This is a genomic window from Stenotrophomonas sp. 17(2023) (assembly GCF_030345315.1).
Classification (GTDB): Bacteria; Pseudomonadota; Gammaproteobacteria; order Xanthomonadales; family Xanthomonadaceae; genus Stenotrophomonas; species Stenotrophomonas acidaminiphila.
In genome coordinates, this window is sequence record NZ_CP128405.1 from 1,359,330 (window position 1) to 1,377,301 (window position 17,972).

Annotated in this window: 20 protein-coding genes; 12 read left to right on the forward strand and 8 right to left on the reverse strand. The window is 71.1% G+C overall.

From position 1 onward, the window contains the following. Positions 1 to 19: 19 nt before the first annotated feature. Positions 20 to 577, forward strand: coding sequence for a DUF2058 domain-containing protein (locus QQA12_RS05955; RefSeq protein WP_054664476.1), 558 nt, complete (start codon positions 20 to 22; stop codon positions 575 to 577). 76 nt (positions 578 to 653) lie between these two features. Beyond that, the gene (locus QQA12_RS05960; protein WP_056932757.1) at positions 654 to 920 is read left to right on the forward strand and encodes a DksA/TraR family C4-type zinc finger protein; all 267 of its coding nucleotides are present in this window, start codon (positions 654 to 656) and stop codon (positions 918 to 920) included. Positions 921 to 1,012: 92 nt separating this feature from the next. On the opposite strand, the gene QQA12_RS05965 is transcribed toward QQA12_RS05960, so the two are convergent. The 3 genes from QQA12_RS05965 to QQA12_RS05975 all read right to left on the reverse strand — a co-directional run bounded on the left by QQA12_RS05965 (position 1,013) and on the right by QQA12_RS05975 (position 3,491). Further along, positions 1,013 to 1,477 (reverse strand): GNAT family N-acetyltransferase, encoded by a 465-nt coding sequence (locus tag QQA12_RS05965; protein ID WP_226050049.1) that lies wholly within the window; start codon positions 1,475 to 1,477, stop codon positions 1,013 to 1,015. 48 nt (positions 1,478 to 1,525) lie between these two features. Further along, complete coding sequence (locus QQA12_RS05970; RefSeq protein WP_226050048.1) at positions 1,526 to 2,776, reverse strand: sugar transporter; 1,251 nt, start codon at positions 2,774 to 2,776, stop codon at positions 1,526 to 1,528. 133 nt (positions 2,777 to 2,909) lie between these two features. Beyond that, positions 2,910 to 3,491: a mechanosensitive ion channel family protein gene (locus QQA12_RS05975; protein WP_054664487.1), complete on the reverse strand. Its 582-nt coding sequence runs from the start codon at positions 3,489 to 3,491 to the stop codon at positions 2,910 to 2,912. Positions 3,492 to 3,858: 367 nt separating this feature from the next. Here QQA12_RS05975 and QQA12_RS05980 point away from each other — a divergent pair, with 367 nt between their 5' ends. From QQA12_RS05980 to QQA12_RS05995, 4 genes are all read left to right on the forward strand, one after another. Beyond that, a complete protein-coding gene (locus tag QQA12_RS05980) occupies positions 3,859 to 4,437 on the forward strand; it encodes a sigma-70 family RNA polymerase sigma factor (protein ID WP_226050047.1) in 579 nt (192 codons plus the stop codon). After that, positions 4,434 to 4,958, forward strand: a complete 525-nt coding sequence (locus QQA12_RS05985; RefSeq protein ID WP_226050046.1) for a hypothetical protein — start codon at positions 4,434 to 4,436, stop codon at positions 4,956 to 4,958. Before QQA12_RS05980 ends, QQA12_RS05985 begins: the two co-directional genes overlap by 4 nt. Positions 4,959 to 4,970: 12 nt before the next feature. After that, on the forward strand, positions 4,971 to 5,864 hold the full coding sequence (locus QQA12_RS05990) for a DUF4097 family beta strand repeat-containing protein (protein WP_226050045.1): 894 nt from the start codon (positions 4,971 to 4,973) through the stop codon (positions 5,862 to 5,864). 81 nt (positions 5,865 to 5,945) lie between these two features. Next, positions 5,946 to 6,278 (forward strand): zinc ribbon domain-containing protein YjdM, encoded by a 333-nt coding sequence (locus tag QQA12_RS05995; protein ID WP_054664497.1) that lies wholly within the window; start codon positions 5,946 to 5,948, stop codon positions 6,276 to 6,278. Positions 6,279 to 6,305: 27 nt separating this feature from the next. Here the strand turns inward: QQA12_RS05995 and QQA12_RS06000 are convergent, their stop codons facing one another. Continuing rightward, positions 6,306 to 7,418 (reverse strand): tetratricopeptide repeat protein, encoded by a 1,113-nt coding sequence (locus QQA12_RS06000; protein ID WP_226050044.1) that lies wholly within the window; start codon positions 7,416 to 7,418, stop codon positions 6,306 to 6,308. Between the two features lie 297 nt (positions 7,419 to 7,715). On the opposite strand from QQA12_RS06000, the gene thpR reads away from it, so the two are divergent. Beyond that, positions 7,716 to 8,303, forward strand: coding sequence for an RNA 2',3'-cyclic phosphodiesterase (thpR, locus tag QQA12_RS06005; protein ID WP_056932764.1), 588 nt, complete (start codon positions 7,716 to 7,718; stop codon positions 8,301 to 8,303). A gap of 88 nt (positions 8,304 to 8,391) precedes the next feature. After that, positions 8,392 to 8,991 (forward strand): hypothetical protein, encoded by a 600-nt coding sequence (locus tag QQA12_RS06010; protein WP_226050043.1) that lies wholly within the window; start codon positions 8,392 to 8,394, stop codon positions 8,989 to 8,991. Between the two features lie 662 nt (positions 8,992 to 9,653). Here QQA12_RS06010 and QQA12_RS06015 read toward each other — a convergent pair. Beyond that, positions 9,654 to 9,776, reverse strand: coding sequence for a hypothetical protein (locus tag QQA12_RS06015; RefSeq protein ID WP_267913850.1), 123 nt, complete (start codon positions 9,774 to 9,776; stop codon positions 9,654 to 9,656). A gap of 51 nt (positions 9,777 to 9,827) precedes the next feature. Between QQA12_RS06015 and QQA12_RS06020 the strand changes: the two genes are divergently transcribed. Both QQA12_RS06020 and QQA12_RS06025 read left to right on the forward strand, forming a co-directional pair. Beyond that, positions 9,828 to 10,016, forward strand: coding sequence for an oxidoreductase-like domain-containing protein (locus QQA12_RS06020; RefSeq protein ID WP_226050042.1), 189 nt, complete (start codon positions 9,828 to 9,830; stop codon positions 10,014 to 10,016). Positions 10,017 to 10,086: 70 nt separating this feature from the next. Continuing rightward, complete coding sequence (locus tag QQA12_RS06025; protein WP_226050041.1) at positions 10,087 to 11,457, forward strand: AcvB/VirJ family lysyl-phosphatidylglycerol hydrolase; 1,371 nt, start codon at positions 10,087 to 10,089, stop codon at positions 11,455 to 11,457. Here QQA12_RS06025 and mprF read toward each other — a convergent pair. Beyond that, the gene (mprF, locus tag QQA12_RS06030) at positions 11,423 to 13,981 is read right to left on the reverse strand and encodes a bifunctional lysylphosphatidylglycerol flippase/synthetase MprF (protein WP_226050040.1); all 2,559 of its coding nucleotides are present in this window, start codon (positions 13,979 to 13,981) and stop codon (positions 11,423 to 11,425) included. The genes QQA12_RS06025 and mprF overlap by 35 nt on opposite strands. A gap of 215 nt (positions 13,982 to 14,196) precedes the next feature. On the opposite strand from mprF, the gene QQA12_RS06035 reads away from it, so the two are divergent. After that, complete coding sequence (locus tag QQA12_RS06035) at positions 14,197 to 14,772, forward strand: DUF998 domain-containing protein (RefSeq protein WP_226050276.1); 576 nt, start codon at positions 14,197 to 14,199, stop codon at positions 14,770 to 14,772. A 50-nt stretch (positions 14,773 to 14,822) separates the two neighbouring features. After that, positions 14,823 to 15,170 (forward strand): RidA family protein, encoded by a 348-nt coding sequence (locus tag QQA12_RS06040; RefSeq protein WP_054664520.1) that lies wholly within the window; start codon positions 14,823 to 14,825, stop codon positions 15,168 to 15,170. Positions 15,171 to 15,531: 361 nt separating this feature from the next. On the opposite strand, the gene QQA12_RS06045 is transcribed toward QQA12_RS06040, so the two are convergent. After that, positions 15,532 to 16,815, reverse strand: coding sequence for a DUF445 family protein (locus QQA12_RS06045; RefSeq protein ID WP_056932108.1), 1,284 nt, complete (start codon positions 16,813 to 16,815; stop codon positions 15,532 to 15,534). Between the two features lie 2 nt (positions 16,816 to 16,817). After that, entirely contained in the window at positions 16,818 to 17,891 is a 1,074-nt protein-coding gene (locus QQA12_RS06050) for a DUF5671 domain-containing protein (protein WP_182212468.1), read from the reverse strand. Positions 17,892 to 17,972 lie beyond the last annotated feature (81 nt).

Below are 17,972 nucleotides of genomic sequence, written 5' to 3' on the forward strand. Positions count from 1 at the left end.
CGATCACGTAGTGCGAAACATGGCAAAGGCGAACCCCCTGCAGGAGCAGCTGCTCAAGGCCGGCCTGGTGAAGAAATCCCAGGTCGCGCAGGTCGCGCGCGAGCAGAACAAGGCGCGGCACGCCAAGGGCGCACCGGCCGGCCCCAGCGAAAGCCAGCTGGAAGCCGAGCGCGCGCGCGCGGAAAAGGCCGAGCGCGACCGCGTACTGGCCGCCGAGCGCAACATCCAGCGCCGTGCCGAGGAACTGCGGGCGCAGGCGCGGCAGATCATCGCCGACCGCCGGGTGCCGCGTCGTGGCGAACTGGAGTACCGCTTCAGCGACGGCGCGGCGATCCGCACCCTGCTGGTGGACGAGGCGCTGCGCCGGCAGCTGGCCGCCGGCACGCTGGTGATCGTGCGCCACGGCGAGGGGTTCGAGCTGGTGCCACGGCTGGCCGCGGAGAAAGTGCGCGAGCGCGATGCCAGCCTGATCGTGCTCGACCACGGCCAGGCCGGGGAAGCGCCGGCGTCCAGCGGCAATGCCGAAGACGACGCCTATTACGCGCAGTTCGTGGTGCCCGACGACCTGGTGTGGTGATGCCGCCCCGGTGCATTGGCCCGGCGTACAGGCGATTGCGCTAGGCTGGAACCGGGTCACTTCGGAGGAGCCAGCCATGGCCACCGGTTGGGCGGGAGACACCGCCGTTCAGGATCAGATCGACGCCACCGTCGAGGACGCGATCAAGCGCGCCCGCAGCCGCCTGCCCAGCGGACCCGGGCTGGAGCGTTGCGAGGAATGCGATGCGCCGATTCCCGAGGCGCGGCGCAAGGCCATTCCCGGCGTGCGCCTGTGCGTTGCCTGCCAGCAGGCGCTGGACGTGGAGGAATCGGCGCACAGCGGCTACAACCGCCGCGGCAGCAAGGACAGCCAGCTGCGCTGAGGGGCGGGCGGCACGGTAACGGCCGCGCAGGGGCGCCCGTGCGTACGGTCTGGTGCATTGCCGCCGGTGGGGCCTGCAGCGGCGATTGCCCGTTACCGCACCCGCCGCTGCATCGGCACGAAACGCACGCCGTTGGCCGTCTGCGCCGGGCCGCTGCCGATGAAGCCGAACCGGGTGTACACCGGAACCGCGGTTTCGGACGAATTGACCGTGTAGGCGCGGTCGCCGTGGAGCCGCAGCGCGTGTTCCCAGAGCTGGCGCGCGATGCCGCGCCCGCGGGTGTCGTCGCGGACGAACAGGTGCTGGACATGGCTGCCATCGCGCAGGGCGATCATGCCGCACAACCGGTTGTCCTGCTCGGCCACGTAGTGCGCGAACTGCGGGGAAAGCAATCGCTGCACAAAGCTCTCCGCGGTGAATGTGGCCAGCAGCGGGTGGGTGCCGGGCGCAGTGCCGGGCCCGGCATCGAGCAGGTGCCGCGCCAGCGGCGTCACCAGGCCGCAGAGCGCGGCCGCATCGTCCGCGTGTCCATCGCGTACCGTGATTCGAGCTGGCATCGTCCCGTCCCTCGTCGTGCAGGGCCCGAGCATAGCGGTTGCGCCGGATCAGCGCGGTGCGTCGACGGTACGGAAGCTGACGGCCCAGCGCCGCATCGCGAACAGCCACCACAGCCAGCCGGCGCTGGCGAGCAGCCCGCCCACCAGGCCGATGTGCTGCATGCCCAGGTGCAGGCCGACCTGGCTGCCGATCAGCGCGCCGGCGCCGATGCCGATGTTGAAGATGCCCGAGAACAGCGCCATCGCCACGTCGGTGGCGTCGGCCGCCAGCCGCAATACCTTGGATTGCATCGACAGCGCGAAGCAGATCATCGCCACGCCCCACACCGAGGCCAGCGCGTACAGCATCCAGGCGCCGCCGGTGGCCAGGCGCAGGCCCAGCAGGCACAGCGCCAGGGTGCCGATGGCGGCGAGCAGGAAGCCGCGCGGCCAGCACATACCCAGGCGAGAGAACAGCACGCTGCCGAAGAAACCCATGCCGCCGAACAGCAGCAGCACCCAGGTGGTCACGTGCGCATCGAAGCCACCGACCTGCTGTACGAACGGCTCGATGTAGCTGTAGCCGGTGAACTGCGCCGCCACCACCACCATCACCAGCAGGTACAGCGCCAGCAATGCCGGACGCCGCAGCAGCAGCGGCAGGCTGCGCGCCGAGCCGCTGTTCTGGCTGGGCAGCGGCGGCAGCAGCCGTGCCAGCACCCCCATCGCCAGCAGGGCGACGCCGCCGATGGCCAGGAAGGTGACGCGCCAGCCCAGCAGTTCGCCGACCACGCGGCCCAGCGGAATGCCCAGCACCATCGCCACCGAGGTGCCGGTGGCCAGCAGGCCGAGCGCCTGCGGGCGCTTGTCCGCCGGCGCGATGCGCACCGCCAGCGAGGCGGTGATCGCCCAGAACACCGCGTGCGCCAGGGCGATGCCGATGCGGCTGAGCATCAGCACGCCGAAGTTCCAGGCCAGCGCCGACAGCAGGTGGCTGGCGACGAACAGCGTGAATACGCCCAGCAGCAGGCGGCGGCGGTCGATGTCGCGGGTGAGCAGCATGCCCGGCAACGAGGTCAATGCGACCACCCAGGCATAGGCGGTGAGCATCAGCCCGACGTGTTCGATGGGCATGCCGAAACTGCCGCCGATGTCGCTCAGCAGCCCGACCGGCACGAATTCACTGGTGTTGAATACGAACGCGGCCATGGCCAGCGCGACCACCCCCAGCCAGCGCTGGCGGTCGCTGCGGACGGCGGGAACGGGCGACGTGGTGTCCGCCGCGGGGGCGGGACACGAGGGCGTGGGAGAGCGGGGCATTGCGGAGGGGAGAGCCGATGGGGGACGGCCCCTTGGCGGTGCCGCGGTGGGATTTTCGCACGCACCGGCCACGCACGGGCGGAACGCTGTGGTACGCCCTCGGCGACGGGCCCATGCTCGTCGCCGGCAGAACTCAGCCGTCGCCCTGGATCACGTGCGCCTGGGCAGCGGTGGACGGCCAGCGGCGCAGCCCGCGCTGGAAGAACAGGCTGTTGGGGATCTGCATCAGCGTGCCTTCGGCCGGGCCGCCGATTTCCTGCAGCGTGGTGTAGATCAGGTTGATGTCGATCACCTGGCCCTTCAGTCCGGGCTTTTCGCCGTTCTCCAGCAGTTCGATGCGGTCGCCGAGGCGGAACGGCCGGGTAGTGAAGATCAGCAGCGCGCAGAAGATGTTGGACAGCACGCTCCAGGCGGCGAAGAACGCCACCGCGCCGACCGCGGCGAAACCGGTGAACGCGGTCCACAGGATGGTTGGCGATACCCCGAGCTGGTCGAGGATGGCCACCAGCGCGGCGCTTCCGATCACGAAGTTGGACAGCCGCCGGGCCGCGGTTTCCACCTGCGGCGGCAGCGTGTAGTGCATGCCCAGGCGCGCCAGCAGGCGCCGGGTGAGCAGGCGCAGCAGCCACGCCACCAGCAGGATCAGGATGACGACCAGCGCAGTGTCGAGCAGGTTGATCCATCCATGCATCCATTCGGGCAGGTAGTTCTTCATCGGTCTGTCTCCTTGCGACGCCGTGCCCGGTCGCGGGCGCCTGCGTTGCAACGTTCGGGAAAGCGCTGCGTGGCCATGTCGCCGGTACTGCTGTGCCACGGCCCGGGCACGGGCCGGCGCGAGGCCGGCGTACGTACCGCGCACGCCGGGCACCAGCGGCCGCGGCGGGCTTGCCGACGGGGCGCGGCGCCGGCGTCGGTGCGGGCGGCGGTGGACAGGGACATGGTTGGCAGGCGGGGGGCGAAGCGGGATTGTCGGCCAGCCGGCGCGGCCTTGTCAGCCCATGCCGGCGTGGCCGCTGCGCCGCCCCGGCAAAAAGATCGCAGGCGGCTTTAAACCTTTCCGCTGGCCGCCGCATCCAACGGATATGCTCGACGCCACCGTGACCGCCACCGCCCCTTTTCCGCAGGCTGCCGACGACGCCGCGGTGGCGCGTGCCGCCGCCGCAGGCGACAGCCATGCCTACGAGCGCATCTACCGCCGCCACGCCCCGCGCCTGTACGCGCTGCTGTGGCGGCTGTGCGGTGGCAGCGCGGCGCGCGCCGAGGACGCACTGCAGGAGACCTTCATCCAGGCCTGGCGCAAGTTGCCGCAGTTCCGTTTCGAGAGCGCGCTGGGCACCTGGCTGCACCGCATGGCGGTGAACACGGCGCTGATGGAGCTGCGCGCCAGTGCCGCGTTCGAGGCCCTGGACATCGGCGAGGGCGGCATGGACGTGCTGGCGCGGATGCCGGCGTCCAGCCGCTGCCAGGCCACCGGGCTGGACCTGGAGCGCGCGCTGGAGACCCTGCCGCCGCGCGCCCGTGCGGTGCTGGTACTGCACGACATCGAGGGCTGGAAACACCACGAGATCGCCGAGGAACTGCAGATGGCCGTCGGCAGTTCCAAGGCACAGCTGCATCGCGCGCGCGGGTTGTTGCGCGCGCGTCTGGGAGAAACACCATGAACGAACACGATTCCGAACACGACCACGACGACCTGGCCGCGCGCCTGCGCCAGCTTCCTTCCGAGCGCGTGCCGCCGGCCGCGGCCTGGCAGCGCATCGCCGCGCAGCTGCACGAGGCGCCGCGCGAGCGGTCCGCCATCGCCACGCCGCCCCGGCGCCGCCGGCGCTGGCCGTCCGTCGCCGCGGCCGCGGCGGTTGCCGCGCTGGCGCTGCTCGGCGCCGGCCGCTGGTGGGCCGTGCAGCCACCGCAGGCGCAGGCCACGCAGGTTTCGCCGCTGGAGGTGCAGGCCGATGCGCTGGCCGCCAGCTACCGCCAGGCGCTGGCGGCGATTCCGCAGGACACCGTGCCCGCCGAACTCGCCCCGGCGCTGCGCGAACTCGATGCCAGTGCAGGCAGCATCCGCTCGGCGATCGCACAGAGCCCCGATGCCGGCTTCCTGCTCGGCCAACTGCGGCGCACCTACGCGCTGCGCCTGGAACTTACCCGGCAGGGCCTGGATGCCGCCGGTCTTCCCACCTGAAGGAGAATCCCCATGAATGTTTCCCTGCGACACCTGCTGGCCGCCGTCGCGCTGCTGGCCCCGCTGGCCCCGGCCCTGGCGCAGACGTCGGTCAATGAACGCCACGCGCTGTCCAGCGGCGGGCGGGTGGAGATCAGCAACATCGCCGGCTCGGTGAGCGTGCGCGGCTGGGACCGCAACGAGGTGCAGCTGACCGGCACCCTCGGCGAAGGCCAGCGGCTGGAGGTACAGAACAGCGCCAACCGGGTGCAGCTGAAAGTGGTGTACCCGCGTAACAGTCGGGGCAACCGGGGCGCGGTACTGGAGCTGCGGGTGCCGCGCGGCAGCGAACTGCAGGCCGGCACCGTCAGCGCCGCGCTGGACGTGGCCGATGTCGACCTGCGGCGCCTGCAGGCCAACACCGTCAGCGGCGGCATCACCGCGCGCGGGCAGGCCGGGCAGACCAGCCTCAATACCGTCAGCGGCGCGATCCGCTCGCAGCTGCGCACCCCGCGGCTGGAGCTGCGCACGGTCAGCGGCGCGATCAATGCCGCCGGCAGCAGCGGCGGCGAGGTGGCGGCCAACTCGGTGTCCGGTTCGGTCGACCTGGACCTGTCGGCGGTGCAGCGGCTCGACGTCGAAACCGTCTCCGGCGGCCTCGGCGTGCGCAGCGCCGGGCTGCAGCCGGGCGGGCGCATCAGCCTGCAGACGGTCAGCGCGCCGATCTCGCTGGCGCTGCCGGCGCGCACCTCCGCGCAGCTGAAGGTCAGCAGTTTCAGCGGCTCCATCCGCTCGGACGTGGGCCAGGTCGAACGCCCGCGCTACGGGCCGGGGAGCAGCCTGGACGCGCGCATCGGCGGCGGCGATGGCGATATTTCCATCACCTCGCATTCGGGCAATGTGCGGGTGGACCTCGGCGCGCGCTGAGCGTCCCCGGCGCGTCCGCCCCGGTGCGCCGGGGCGGGCGGCTACAATAGCGGGCTTGCAACGTCATCGTCTGGAGTCGCCATGCCCGTTTCTTCCTGCCCGCAGTGCTCGTCGCAGAACGTCTACCCCGACGGCGCGCTGTGGATCTGCGCCGATTGCGGCCACGAATGGACCCCGGGCGAGGCCGCCGAATCGGCGCTGGTGGTGCGCGACAGCAACGGCAACGTGCTGGTTGCCGGCGACACGGTCACCGTCATCAAGGACCTGAAGGTCAAGGGGTCGTCGATCCCGCTCAAGCAGGGCACGGTGATCCGCAACATCCGCCTGGTCGAGGACGATGCCGAACACATCGAAGGCAACTCGGACAAGATCAAGGGCCTGGTGCTCAAGACCTGCTTCCTGCGCAAGGCCTGAACCACGGCGCGGCAGGCGCCGGGCGCGTCAATGCCCGGCGTGGCGGGCGCTGAGCCTGCGCAGCGTATCCAGCTTGGCCTGGTAGATCGCGCGCTGGCTGTCGCTGCCGCCTAGCGCGCGGGCCCGTTCCAGTTCACGCAGCGCGCGGCGGTTGTCGCCGCTGAGCGAGTAGGCCCGCGCCAGGCCGAAGTGGAACTGGTGGGCGCTGGCGTACAGCCGCACCGCATGCCGGTAGTAGTGGATGGCGGCGGGATAGTCGGCGCGTCGCTCGGCGTCAACGCCCTGCATGAACTGGTAGAACGGGTCATGCTGGTACTCGCGCCGCAGCCGCGCGTCCAGCCGCGCCGCGCGCTGCGTGTCGCCGATGCGCAGGTACAGCGCACCGGCATTGGACAGCGTGGAGGGCAGGTCCGGATCGATGGCCAGGGCCTTGTCGAATGCGGCAAGCGCTGCCGTGGTATCGCCCAGGCGGGTCTCCAGAACGCCCAGGTTGTTCCATGCCGGTGCGAAGCGTCCTTCCTGCTCCAGCGCCAGGCGGAAATGCGCGCGGGCCGCCGCGACCTGGCCGGCAGCCAGCAACTCGGCGCCGCGGTTGTTGTAGAAGTGGGCCAGTGCGCGCCGGTCGGAAACCGGGCGCGGTCCACGGCGGTCGTACAGCACGTTCTGGTCCAGATCCAGGGTGGCGCTGCGGCCGTTGACGCGCAGTCCGACATTGACGTGCCCGGCGTTGTAGACCACGCCCTGTTCCTGGTACCAGCTGACGACCCGCCCGACCTCCTGGACTTCGGCGTCGATGCCCGCTTCGCGCGCCAGGGCGACGAACAGCAGGGTGAACGACAGGCAGTTGGCGCGGCGCTGGGCCCAGGCCTCGGCGACGGTCAGGGTCGCGGCGGTGTCGTACTCCAGTGCCGGATCGGCGGCGGCTTTCGCATCCGGCGCGCTTGGCCGGAACACGAGTTCGACCAGCCGATGCAGGCGCTGCTCCGGGGAGAGGGTGGGGGTGATGACCTCATCGCGCACCTGCTGTTTCAGCGCGGGGGGAATCGCCATGATCTGTTCGGGCGTCGGCGGCGTGACCGGCGCTTCCGGTGGGGCGAGGGTGATGGCGGCGAGCAGGGCAAAGGCGTTCCAAGCGATCATGGCGACCACCGGTGAGGTGCTGCGGCGCTGCCAGTGTATGCCTGTCCGGGGGCGCCGGCGCAGCCGCCGTGCAATCCACAGGCGGTGTGGACCGGGCGCTGGCAAAGATGTGGATAAGTCACGGCACCCCTTGCGCCAGCGGCGTTGCGCGGGGCTGGTCATATTTTCGCCATGCGCACCGCGGGCGCCGGCAACGGGCGGCCCGGCGTACCGCAGGGTCTGCTAGTATCCGCGCCCCAGACGAGGCCGGCCGCCGCACGCCGGCGTGCTCCCGCCGGCCGGCGTTTCCATTCGACCATGACGAAGTTCATTCCCTCCGCCGAGGCGCAACTGTCGCTGGGTCTCGGCAGCGACATTCCCACCGAGCGCCTGTTCTTCGCGGTGATGCCCGATCCGGCCACCGCCTGGCGCATCGCCGAACTGGCCGAGGGACTGCGCGCCGAACATGGCCTGGACGGACGCCCGCTGGCGCGCGAGCGCCTGCACGTCACCCTGCATCACCTGGGTGATTACGCCGGCCTGCCACCGAGCCTGCTGGCGAAGGTGCAGCAGGCCGCGGCGCGGGTGCGCATGCCGGAATTCGAAGTGTGTTTCGATGAAGTCGGCAGCTTCGCCGGCGGCCGCCAGCATCCGTTCGTGCTGCGCAGCGAGCACGGCGCCGACCTGCTGCTGGGCCTGCACCAGGAGCTGGCGCGCTGTCTGCAGGCCATCGGCAGCCGCCCGGATCCGGGGTTCACGCCGCACCTGACCCTGCTCTACGACAAGCGGCGCTTGCCGGTACAGCCGGTGCAGCCGATGCGCTGGCTGGTGCGCGAGTTCGTGCTGATCCGCAGCTACCTGGGTCAGACCCGCTACCAGATGGAAGGGCGCTGGAGCCTGGGCTGATACGCGCCACCGGGCGGGCCGGCAGCGCAGCGGTCAAGCCGGCCGCGAGGGACGTCGCCGACGCCGCAGCCGGTGCCTAGAATGGCGCATGGACCTGATCCCGATGCCCCTGCCGGCAGACCAGTTGGCCGAGATCGAAGCGGCGCACGCGCAGCCGCCGCGCGCGTACCACAATTTCGGCCATGTGCAGGCGCTTCTGCAGCACCACCGCGACGTCGCCGCCAGCCCGGGATGGCGGCAGCCGCGCGAGGTGGCGCTGGCGATGCTGTACCACGATGCGGTGTACGAGGCCGGGCGCGGCGACAACGAAGCGCGCTCGGCGATGATGGCGCGGGCGGCGATCGCGCGCTGGCTGCCCGATGCCGGCGTGGATGCGGAGCGGGTGGCGGCGTTGATCGAGCTCACCGCGCGTCACGGCCATGTGCGTGGTGATGAGCTGGACGCGGACGCGGCGCTGTTCCTGGATGCCGACATGGCCATTCTTGGCGCGCCTCCGGACGTGTTCGATGCCTATGACCGTGGCATCGCCGAGGAGTATCGCGGCAAGGTGCCGGGTTTTCTGTTCCGGCTCAACCGCCGGCATTTCCTGAAAGGGGTGCTGGCGCAGCCGCGCATTTTCTTCAGCGATTTCTTCCATGCGCGTTATGACGCGCAGGCGCGGGAGAATCTGCGGCGGGTGACGGGGTAAAGCCTGCTTTGGCTTTGGCTTTCGCTGTTGCCTGCTTGCTCTTTGGTTTTTGCTTTCAGAGCCCCACCCGTAGCGACGGAGTCGACTGACAAGGCCCCGCTGGAGTGGACCCGGAGTGCCGAAGGCGCGCAGGGCGTGTAGGCAGGGGCGTGTTGACCAGCCATTCGGCTGTTGAAATGCGCCTCTCTTGGTTACTTCTCTTTGCACGAGCAAAGAGAAGCAACTCTCTCCTGCGAAGCAGGGGCGAAAGCCCTGCTCTCAAGCTTCCGCTTTCATACTTGGCCCTGGCCATTGAACTTCGCGGTTATCGCCTTGGCCTTGGCTCCTGCCGGCTTGAGAGGCCAAGCAAGGGTTGGAGCGGAGCAGGATCAAGGGCTTTCGCTCCCCTTCGGGGCGCGAGCCACCTTATCTTTGCTCGTGCAAAGAAACGTGGCCCAAAGAGGCGCTTTTCAACAGCCGAATGGCTGGTCAACACGCCACTGCCTCCGCGCCCAGCCCGCTACGCGTGCCGGGTCCACTCCGCCGGCGGGATTTTTCTACGCGACATCCCTGTCGCGTAGAAAAACGGCGTGCATCCCTGCACGCCGCCCTTCGGGTTATTCCCGCCGGCTCCGTCGCTGCGGAAGGGGACCCGGAAGGCAAAAGCCAGGAGCAGAGCAAAATCACGGCAACGGCAACGGCAACGGCAACGGCAACGGCAACGGCAACGGCAACGGCAACGGCAACAGCAACAGCAACAGCAACAGCAACAGCATGTTGAGGTTGAGGCCGCCTGGCGGCCCCATGGCCTAGAATTGCTCCATCCTGTTTTTACGACGGCCGCGCTGGCCGACGCGATGAACCCGATTCCCATCCCCACGCCCGACCCGGACCCGCGGCCCATGCCGCCGGAGGAGCCGGGTCCCAACGAGTGCTGCGGCAGCGGCTGTCCGCTGTGCGTGCTGGACCTGTATGCCGACGAATTGGCGCGCTACCGGCAGGCGCTGGCGGCGTGGAAGCTGCGCCATCCGGACGCGCAGGACTGACACCGCGTTTCCACCCCGTTCCCGCATCGGCAGGCGTAGGCTTGCAGTTTCCCCGGTCAAGGAAGCTCTTATGGCACATGCGTCGCTGGCTCTGGTGGTGGTGATGGCGTCGGGCCTGCTGGCCGCGCCGGCGCTGGCGGTGGAGCCGGTCAGTCACGGTCGGTTCGAACGGGTGCCGGTGCTGCTGCCCGACGGACCGGTGCAGCGGGTGGTGGTGTGGTTCGCCGGGCAGGGCGACGCCGCGCTGCGGCAGGCGCGACTGCAGGCGCTGCGCCGCGACGGTGCGATGGTGGTGGACGTCGATACCCGCCACCTGGCCGGGGTACTGGCCAAGGCGGGGGGCAGCTGCGGCTTCTCCGCCGGCGACGTGGAGAACTTCTCGCGCTACGTGCAGGCCTATCTGCGCGTACCGACCTACCACCTGCCGATCCTTGGCGGCGATGGCGCCGGGGCGGCGTTGGCCTATGCGGTGTCGGCGCAGTCCGGCCCGGATGTGTTCGCCGGTCTGCTCACCGAGGATTTCTGCCCGCGCCTGGACGATGCGCGGATGATCTGTGGCGACGGTATCCACGGCGGCACGCTGCTGCCGGTGGCACTGGGTTTCCCGTGGCTGGATGCCGCGCCGGGGCGTGCCCCGCGCTGTGCGGCGGGCGAGGTCGAGGCGTTCGCGCGGGCGGTACCGCTGGCGCGGCGCTTCCAGCGCACTGCCGCCGGCAGCGCGCTGCCGGGCGAGGTCGCCGCGGCGCGGGTACTGGGCGCGCAGCGCGGGGTGAGCCTGCCGCCGGTGCCGCACGAGCTGGACGGCCTGCCGCTGGTGGAAGTGCCGGCTGCCGGCAATGGCGACACCTTCGCCGTGTTCGTTTCCGGCGATGGCGGCTGGGCCGGGCTGGACAAGGAGGTCGCCGGCGCGCTGGCCCAGGCCGGCATCCCGGTGGTGGGCGTGGATTCGCTGCGTTATTTCTGGAGTGCGCGCACGCCGGCCGGTTTCGCCGCCGACCTGGACCGCATCGCCCGCCACTACGCGCGGCAGTGGCAGCGCCCGAAGCTGGTGTTGCTGGGCTTCTCGCAGGGTGCCGACGTGCTGCCGGCTGCGATCAACCGGCTGTCGGCCGATACCGCCTCGATGCTGGCGATGACGGCGTTGCTGTCGGTGGGCACGCACGCCGACTACGAGTTCCACGTCAGCAACTGGCTGGGCGGCGATGGCGACGGCTTGCCGATCGCCCCGGAGATGCGCCGGCTGCCGGCGGCGCGCACGGTCTGCGTGTACGGCCAGGACGACGACGATGCGCTGTGCCCGCGGCTGCCGGCCGGTTCGGCGCAGGTCGTGCGCATGCCCGGCGACCATCATTTCCAGGGCGACTATGCGGGGCTGGCGCGGGTGATCCTGCAGCGGCTGCGCGCGCTCAGTTCGTCTGCCGGCGCGGATCCAGCGAAATGAGCCGGGTCACGTCCAGCAGCGCGGCGGGCAGGTGCATGCCGCCCGGCGCGGCGAGGTAGCGCGGGCGCCACTCCGGCGCGAACTTGGACTTGAAGCGGCGCAGGCCGCCGAAACCGTAGAAGCGCTCGCCGTGGCGCGCGACCAGGTTGGCGAAGCGGTTCCAGCGCCCGGCCAGGCGGTGTTCGGCCAGCCCCGTCAGCGGTGCCATGCCCAGCGAGAAGCGGGTATGGCCGTTGGCCGCGCCCCACAGGAACAGTTCGATGAACAGGAAGTCCATGGTGCCCTTGGGGGCATCGGCGGAGTGCCGCATCAGGTCCACCGACAATTCCTGCGCGAGGGGTGCCTGCCACAGGTTGGCGAACGCCACGATCCGGCCACCGGCTTCGACCAGGGCCATCGGGAAACGGCACAGGTAGGCGGGATCGAAGCTGCCCAGCGAGAAGCCCTTCTCGTCGCCGGCCTTCTCCTCCAGCCAGGCGTCGGAGATCGCCTCCAGCGCCGGCAGCAGCGGCGCGACGTCCTCGGCCGGCACCACGCGGAAGCCGAGGCCGCTGCGCCTGCCCTTGTTCCAGGCCTGGCGCAGTTCCGCGCGCGCGCTGCCTTCCAGGCTGAAGCCGTCCAGCGACACCATCGCCTCCTCGCCGAGCTTGACCAGGGTCAGGCCCAGGTCGAGATAGGTCTGCCAGTGCTGGTCGCCGGTCTGGTAGAACACCGGGCGCAGGCCGAGGCGGTCGGCCTCCTCGCGGAACTTCCAGATCAACGTGCGCACCGTGTCCGGCGGGCCGACCGGGTCGCCCATCGATACCAGCGAACCGCCGTAGCGCTGCATCATCACGAAGCCGTTGCCGTCTTCGCTGCGCAGGATCGCCTTGTCGCCGGTCATCGCCAGGCAGGCCTGGGTGTCGTGCGCGCGTGCCAGCAGCGGCCGCAGCTGTTCGAGCAGCGCGGCATCGGGAAGCGGCAACGGCGCGCGCGTGCTGTGCAGCAGCCGCGCCAGCCCGAACACGATCACCACGATGCTGACCAGCAGCAGCGCGCGCAGCGCGCGCGGGGCATTGCCGGAGGTGGCGAACTGCCACCACAGCTCGTTCTGGTACTCGACATGGCTGTAGACGAAGAACAGCAGCCACACCGTGGCCACCAGCACCAGCGCCACGTTGCGCAGCCAGGGCCAGGACCAGGCCTCGTCGAGCAGCGCGCCCTGCCGGTAGAACTCGCGCCGCGCCGCCCACAGCGCCGCCGCCACCAGCGGCAGGGTCAGCGCCACCAGTGCATGGCCGCCGCGCAGCCAGGCCGGGATCGGCAGCACCACGCTCAGCGCCAGCGCGATCAGCCATGCCGCATGGCTGCGCCGCTGCAGGCCCTGGCCGATCAGCAGCAGCAGCACGCCGCCCAGGCTGCCCAGCAGGTGCGAGGTCTCCACGATCGGCAGCGGCGCATGCAGCGCGCGCTGCCGCGGCGCCGGCAGGGTGCCGTCGATCACCAGCAGCGCGCCGACGGCGAACACCGCCAGTGCGATGACCTGCGGCAGCCACGGGCGCAGCACGTTCCAGGCGGTGCTGGCGCCGCTGCGCAGCGGCCGGCGGATGGCGGCCAGCCCAGCCAGCAGGGTGGAGAGGAACAGCGGCACCAGGTAATAGGTGACGCGGTAGGCCACCGCCGCGGCGAGGATGGCCGCCGGCGCCACCTGCGGCAGCAGCTTGAGCAGGCTCCATTCGAACACCCCAAGCCCGGCCGGCACCGTGGAGAGCAGCCCGGCCACCACCGCCACCAGGTACAGCCCGACGAAGCCGATATAGCCCACCCCGTCCTGCGCCGGCAGCAACACGTAGAACGCGGCCGACGCCAGCCCCAGCTCCACCAGGCTCAGCGCGGTGACTTCCAGCACCGTGCGCCGGTCCGGTATCCACACCCGGTGCCGGCGCCAGCCGATGCTGCGGCCGCCGGCTCCGACCAGCAGCCACATCGCGCCGAAACCCAGCAGCAGGGCGATGCCCAGCATGCGCACCCACGGCACGGCCAGCGGCAGCGCCAATGCCGCCGCGCCCGGTTCCAGCCATAGCGCCAGGCCCAGCAGGACCCAGGCACCGAACACGAAGCCCAGCGTGCTCATCAGCACCACCTGGCCGATCTCGGCCAGCCCGAGCCCGGCGTTGCCATAGCTGCGCACGCGGATCGCGCCGCCGGTGAGCGCGGCGAAGCCCAGCGTCTGTCCGGCGGCATGGGCGAGGAAGGCGGTGATCGCCACCCGGCCCGCCGGCAGGCGTCGGTTGGCGCGGCGCAGCCCGATCGCGTCGAACCCGATCAGGCAGCCATAGCTGGCCATGCCCAGCAGCAGCGCCAGCCCCAGCTGAGACCACGACAGCGCATGCATGGCGACGCGGATCTGGCGGTAGCCGTGTTCGCTGAACTCGCCGGCCAGTGCGTGCAGGGCCATGCCCATGATCGCCAGGGTGATGGCGACGCCGGCGAACCGGCGCCAGCCGGCGGTTGCGGGTGCGGGTGGGGCGGCGGGATCGACCATGCGGGGCGGGGGAACAGGGCGCCATGCAGGCGCGGGAGTGCAGAGACTATCGGCATGGCGTGACGATGCTGGCAAGCGGGCGCGCGGCCTTCAGCCGGCGGACGGGTGGGGCATGCGGCTAAGCTGGCGCCCTGCCCATCCGCAAGGAACCTGCCCTGGCCATTTCCCGCCCCAGCCCGTGCCGTGATCGCGCGCACCTGGCGGCCCTGCCGGTGCTGGCCGCGCTGCTGCTGTTCGCCGCTACCGCGGCCTGGCTGCAGATCGCGCGCACCGACCTGGACTGGACGCGCGCCACGCTCAGCCTGTACCTGCACGGCCCGCACGGGCTGTGGCTGCGCGGCGCCTACTGCGTGCTGGCGGTGGCGATCGTGGTGCTCGCCACCGCGTTGTACGCGCAGGCGCACGGCGCGGCACGGCGCGGCCTGCCGCTGGCCCTGTTCTGCGTGGCCGGCATCGGCCTGGCCACGGTGGCCGTGGGCGACAGCTGGCTGCCGCAGCGCGCACCGGCGCTGGCGCCGCTGGTGCATGCGCTGGCTGCGCAGACCGCATTCCTCTGCGTCACCACGGCGATGCTGCTGCAGGCCTGGTGTTTCGGCCGCGACCGCCGCTGGCGCGGCGTCCACCGGCTTGCGTGGTGGTGGGCGTGGCTGGTGTTCGCCGGGCTGTGGCTGCACGTGCTCTGGCGCGACACGCCGCGCGGGCTGGGACAGAAGGCGGTGATCGCGCTGGTGGTCGGCTGGCTGGCGCTGGCCGCCCTGCAGTTGTGGCGGCAACCGCGCCGCCACCGCTGAAACCATCGGTTGCGGGCACAATGGGCCTACATCCACCCACGGGAAAACCCATGATCGAACGTTTCGATACCGGTCCGCGCATGTCGGAAATGACCATCTACCACGGCGTGGCGTACCTGGCCGGGCAGGTGCCCGAAGACACCAGCGCCGACATCGTCGGCCAGACCGAGCAGGTGCTGCAGGCCATCGACGACCTGCTGCGGCTGGCGCCGACCGACAAGCGCCACATCCTGCGCGCGGAGATCTTCCTGGCCGACATGGCCGATTTCGCGGGCATGAACCAGGCCTGGGACAAGTGGGTGCCGGAAGGCGCCACGCCCGCGCGCGCCACGGTGCAGGCCAAGCTCGCCAACCCGGCGTGGAAGATCGAGATCGTCGTCACCGCGGCCGTGCCGTAAGCGTGGCCGGTGCCGTTCCCGGGTCGTCGATCCGGGAACGGGGGAGCGCCCATCGCCCGGCATCGCCGCGCATGCGCCGCTGCCGTCAACCCCGCGCGACCCGCAGTCCGGCGGGCGGCGGCGTCCACGCCAGCGGCACCACCCGGCGCGGCCGGCATGGATGGAGCGCGAGGGCCAGCAGCAGTCCGGCAGCGTCAGCGCGCCGAGCCCAATTACCGGCCCCGGTGCCCAGCCCTGCGCGCGTGCGCACGGGCCTGCGCCCAGGACCAGCATCGCCCAGCCCAGCCCGCGCCATTCTCGATTGATCGAACAGGAGGCCGCGCGGTGCGGCCATGCCCGGCGTATCGCGGTCCGGCCGGTATCAGAAGCGCAGCCAGACGGTCAGTGCATGCAGCAGCACGCCGATCAGGCCGCCGACCAGGGTGCCGTTGAAGCGGATGTACTGCAGGTCGCGGCCCACGCTGAGTTCCAGCTGCTCGACCAGCTTGCGCTCGTCCCAGGCCTTGAGCGTCTGCGCGATGTGCGTGGTCACGCCGCTGCGCAGGCGCGTGGTGAGGCGTTCGGCGCCGGCCAGCATGTGCTGGTTGAGCGCATCGCGCAGCGCCGGGTCGCGGCCGATGGTGGCGCCGAGCTTGCCGAGGTTGCGTTCAAGGTGCGCGGCCAGCACCGAATCCTCGCGCGACAGGTCGTCGCGCAGCTGCTGGTGGATGCGCTGCCACAGGCCCTGCACGTAGTCCTGCACGGCCGGATGGTCGATCACCTGCTGCTTGAGCGCGTCCACCCGCGCGGCCAGTGCGGGATCGTCGCGCAACCGCTGCAGGTAGCCGCCCAGCCAGCGTGCGTAGTCCTGGCGCAGCGGATGCCCGGGTTCGGACAGGATCGCCTGCAGTTCGTCCAGCCCGGCGCGGGCCATGCGCTCGGCGAGCGAATCGCCGATCTCGTCGATCGGTTTGACCCAGTCCACGGTGCTGGCCAGCTTCGGCCATTCCTTGCGGATGTAGCGCACGATCAGCGCCGAGGCGCGCTGGCGCACGGTGTCGCTGTCGAGCCAGCCGGCGATGCGGGTCAGGCCCTCGTCCAGCACCCGCTGGTGGCGGTCGTCGGCGGTCAGCAGGCCGAGCAGGTCGCCGGCGGTGGCCGCGGCGTTCCATTGCCGCAGCTGTTCGACCACGAAACCCTGGATGGCCCGGCGCACGGCCGATTCGTCCAGCAGGTCCAGCGCCTGCAGTGCCCAGCCGCGTGCCATGCCGGCCAGCATCCGCGCCTGCTGCGGCTGCGCCAGCCAGTGGCCCAGGCGCGTGGCCGGGTCGAATACCTTCAGCTTGGCCAGCAACGCCTCCGGCTCGAGGAAGTGGTCGCGCACGAACAGCGCCAGGCTGTCGGCGATGCGCGCCTTGCTGCGCGGGATGATGGCGGTATGCGGGATCGGCAGGTTCAACGGGCGGCGGAACAGCGCCACCACCGCGAACCAGTCGGCCAATGCGCCGACCATGGCCGCCTCGCAGAACGCGCCGACCCACGCCCAGGCGCCGTGCCCGCCATTGAAGTGGCTGAGGACGAAGCCGGCCAGCATCGCCAGCAGCATCGCCAGCGCGTACAGCTTGAGCCGGCGCAGCTGGGCGCGGCGCGGATCGGCCGGCGCCAAGCTCAATCCTTGTCGCCCGCGCTGCGGCGGAAGCAGTGCGATCCGGCCGGATGCGCCCATTGTCCGGCCTGCGGCAGGCGCCAGCGCGCGCGGCGCTGGCCGCTGTCGGTGGCGAAGTCCGCGCACAGTTCGTAGTGGCTGTCATCGATGCGGCGGTAGCGGTAATCCGCGCCGCCGGCCGGATCGCGCCGCGGCAGGTTGACGCCCGGCTGCGCGGCCAGCGCGTCCATGTCGGGCGGCAGCGCGTCGTGTTCGCCGCGCCATGCGGCAATGGCCGACTCCAGGGTCTGCAGGTCGCCGATGCGGGCTTCGTCCAGCCGCAGCTGCCGCTGCTGCATCGGCGAGTCCATGGTCCATACGCCGGCAGCGACCGCCAGCACCGTGGCGACGCCGGTCGCCCACAGCACACCGCGACCGGAACCGGCGTGGCCGCCGTCGGCGACTTCCTCGCGGCGCAGGTCGCGCAGGTAGTGGCCGAACACGGTGCCGGCGATCGCCGCCACCACCGCGACCTTGAGCACGAAGCGCAGGCTCAGTTCGCCGCCGAGCAGGTTGAACACCAGCGTGGTCAGGTCGCCGATGAGCACGCTGGCGGCGACGAACAGGGTCAGGTAGGTCAGCCAGCGGCGAACCGGCGACAGGCGCTTGATCGGGTTGCGCGCCACGTCGTGGGCAAGGTGGCGGGCGAGGAAGGCGAACACCGGGAAGGCGATGACCAGCGCCGAGATCGACCAGCGGATCGAACCGGTCAGCCGCGCCACCTGCCACTGCGCGTCGGCCGGGTCGGGCAGGGCGTGCTCGAGCAGGGCGAACACCAGGCTGCCCAGGTTCCAGGCGAAGAAGTACAGGGTGCTGAACAGCACCAGGTAGAGGAAGGCTTCGCGCGCCGACAGCGAGGCGCGCGGGCGCGGCACCGGCAGCGCGAAACCCACTTCGGCCCAGCCGTCCAGCACGCCGCGTATCTGCTCGGCGCTCCAGCCGGCGGCCAGCAGGGCCTGGCGCACCTGCTCGCGGTCGTGGCCGCGCATCAGCGCGTCGCGGACGAACTGCTCCAGTTCAGGGGATGCCGAGGCCATGGCCGACTCCTGTGGGGACACGCGCATGGTGACCGCCTCGCCCGCCGTCTTGCAATTCCACCGCCGGCTGCCGGCAGCGCC

Bases quoted from the DNA above. Each gene is read 5' to 3' on its own strand.
- QQA12_RS05970 (WP_226050048.1), bottom strand. From the start codon at position 2,776: ATGCCCCGCTCTCCCACGCCCTCGTGTCCCGCCCCCGCGGCGGACACC.
- QQA12_RS06015 (WP_267913850.1), bottom strand. From the start codon at position 9,776: ATGGGGCCGCCAGGCGGCCTCAACCTCAACATGCTGTTGCTGTTGCTG.
- QQA12_RS05990 (WP_226050045.1), top strand. From the start codon at position 4,971: ATGAATGTTTCCCTGCGACACCTGCTGGCCGCCGTCGCGCTGCTGGCC.
- QQA12_RS05995 (WP_054664497.1), top strand. From the start codon at position 5,946: ATGCCCGTTTCTTCCTGCCCGCAGTGCTCGTCGCAGAACGTCTACCCC.
- QQA12_RS06020 (WP_226050042.1), top strand. From the start codon at position 9,828: ATGAACCCGATTCCCATCCCCACGCCCGACCCGGACCCGCGGCCCATG.
- QQA12_RS05980 (WP_226050047.1), top strand. From the start codon at position 3,859: ATGCTCGACGCCACCGTGACCGCCACCGCCCCTTTTCCGCAGGCTGCC.
- QQA12_RS06050 (WP_182212468.1), bottom strand. From the start codon at position 17,891: ATGGCCTCGGCATCCCCTGAACTGGAGCAGTTCGTCCGCGACGCGCTG.
- QQA12_RS05975 (WP_054664487.1), bottom strand. From the start codon at position 3,491: ATGAAGAACTACCTGCCCGAATGGATGCATGGATGGATCAACCTGCTC.
- QQA12_RS05955 (WP_054664476.1), top strand. From the start codon at position 20: ATGGCAAAGGCGAACCCCCTGCAGGAGCAGCTGCTCAAGGCCGGCCTG.
- QQA12_RS06040 (WP_054664520.1), top strand. From the start codon at position 14,823: ATGATCGAACGTTTCGATACCGGTCCGCGCATGTCGGAAATGACCATC.
- QQA12_RS06000 (WP_226050044.1), bottom strand. From the start codon at position 7,418: ATGATCGCTTGGAACGCCTTTGCCCTGCTCGCCGCCATCACCCTCGCC.
- QQA12_RS05965 (WP_226050049.1), bottom strand. From the start codon at position 1,477: ATGCCAGCTCGAATCACGGTACGCGATGGACACGCGGACGATGCGGCC.
- mprF (WP_226050040.1), bottom strand. From the start codon at position 13,981: ATGGTCGATCCCGCCGCCCCACCCGCACCCGCAACCGCCGGCTGGCGC.
- QQA12_RS05960 (WP_056932757.1), top strand. From the start codon at position 654: ATGGCCACCGGTTGGGCGGGAGACACCGCCGTTCAGGATCAGATCGAC.
- QQA12_RS05985 (WP_226050046.1), top strand. From the start codon at position 4,434: ATGAACGAACACGATTCCGAACACGACCACGACGACCTGGCCGCGCGC.
- QQA12_RS06010 (WP_226050043.1), top strand. From the start codon at position 8,392: ATGGACCTGATCCCGATGCCCCTGCCGGCAGACCAGTTGGCCGAGATC.
- QQA12_RS06025 (WP_226050041.1), top strand. From the start codon at position 10,087: ATGGCACATGCGTCGCTGGCTCTGGTGGTGGTGATGGCGTCGGGCCTG.
- thpR (WP_056932764.1), top strand. From the start codon at position 7,716: ATGACGAAGTTCATTCCCTCCGCCGAGGCGCAACTGTCGCTGGGTCTC.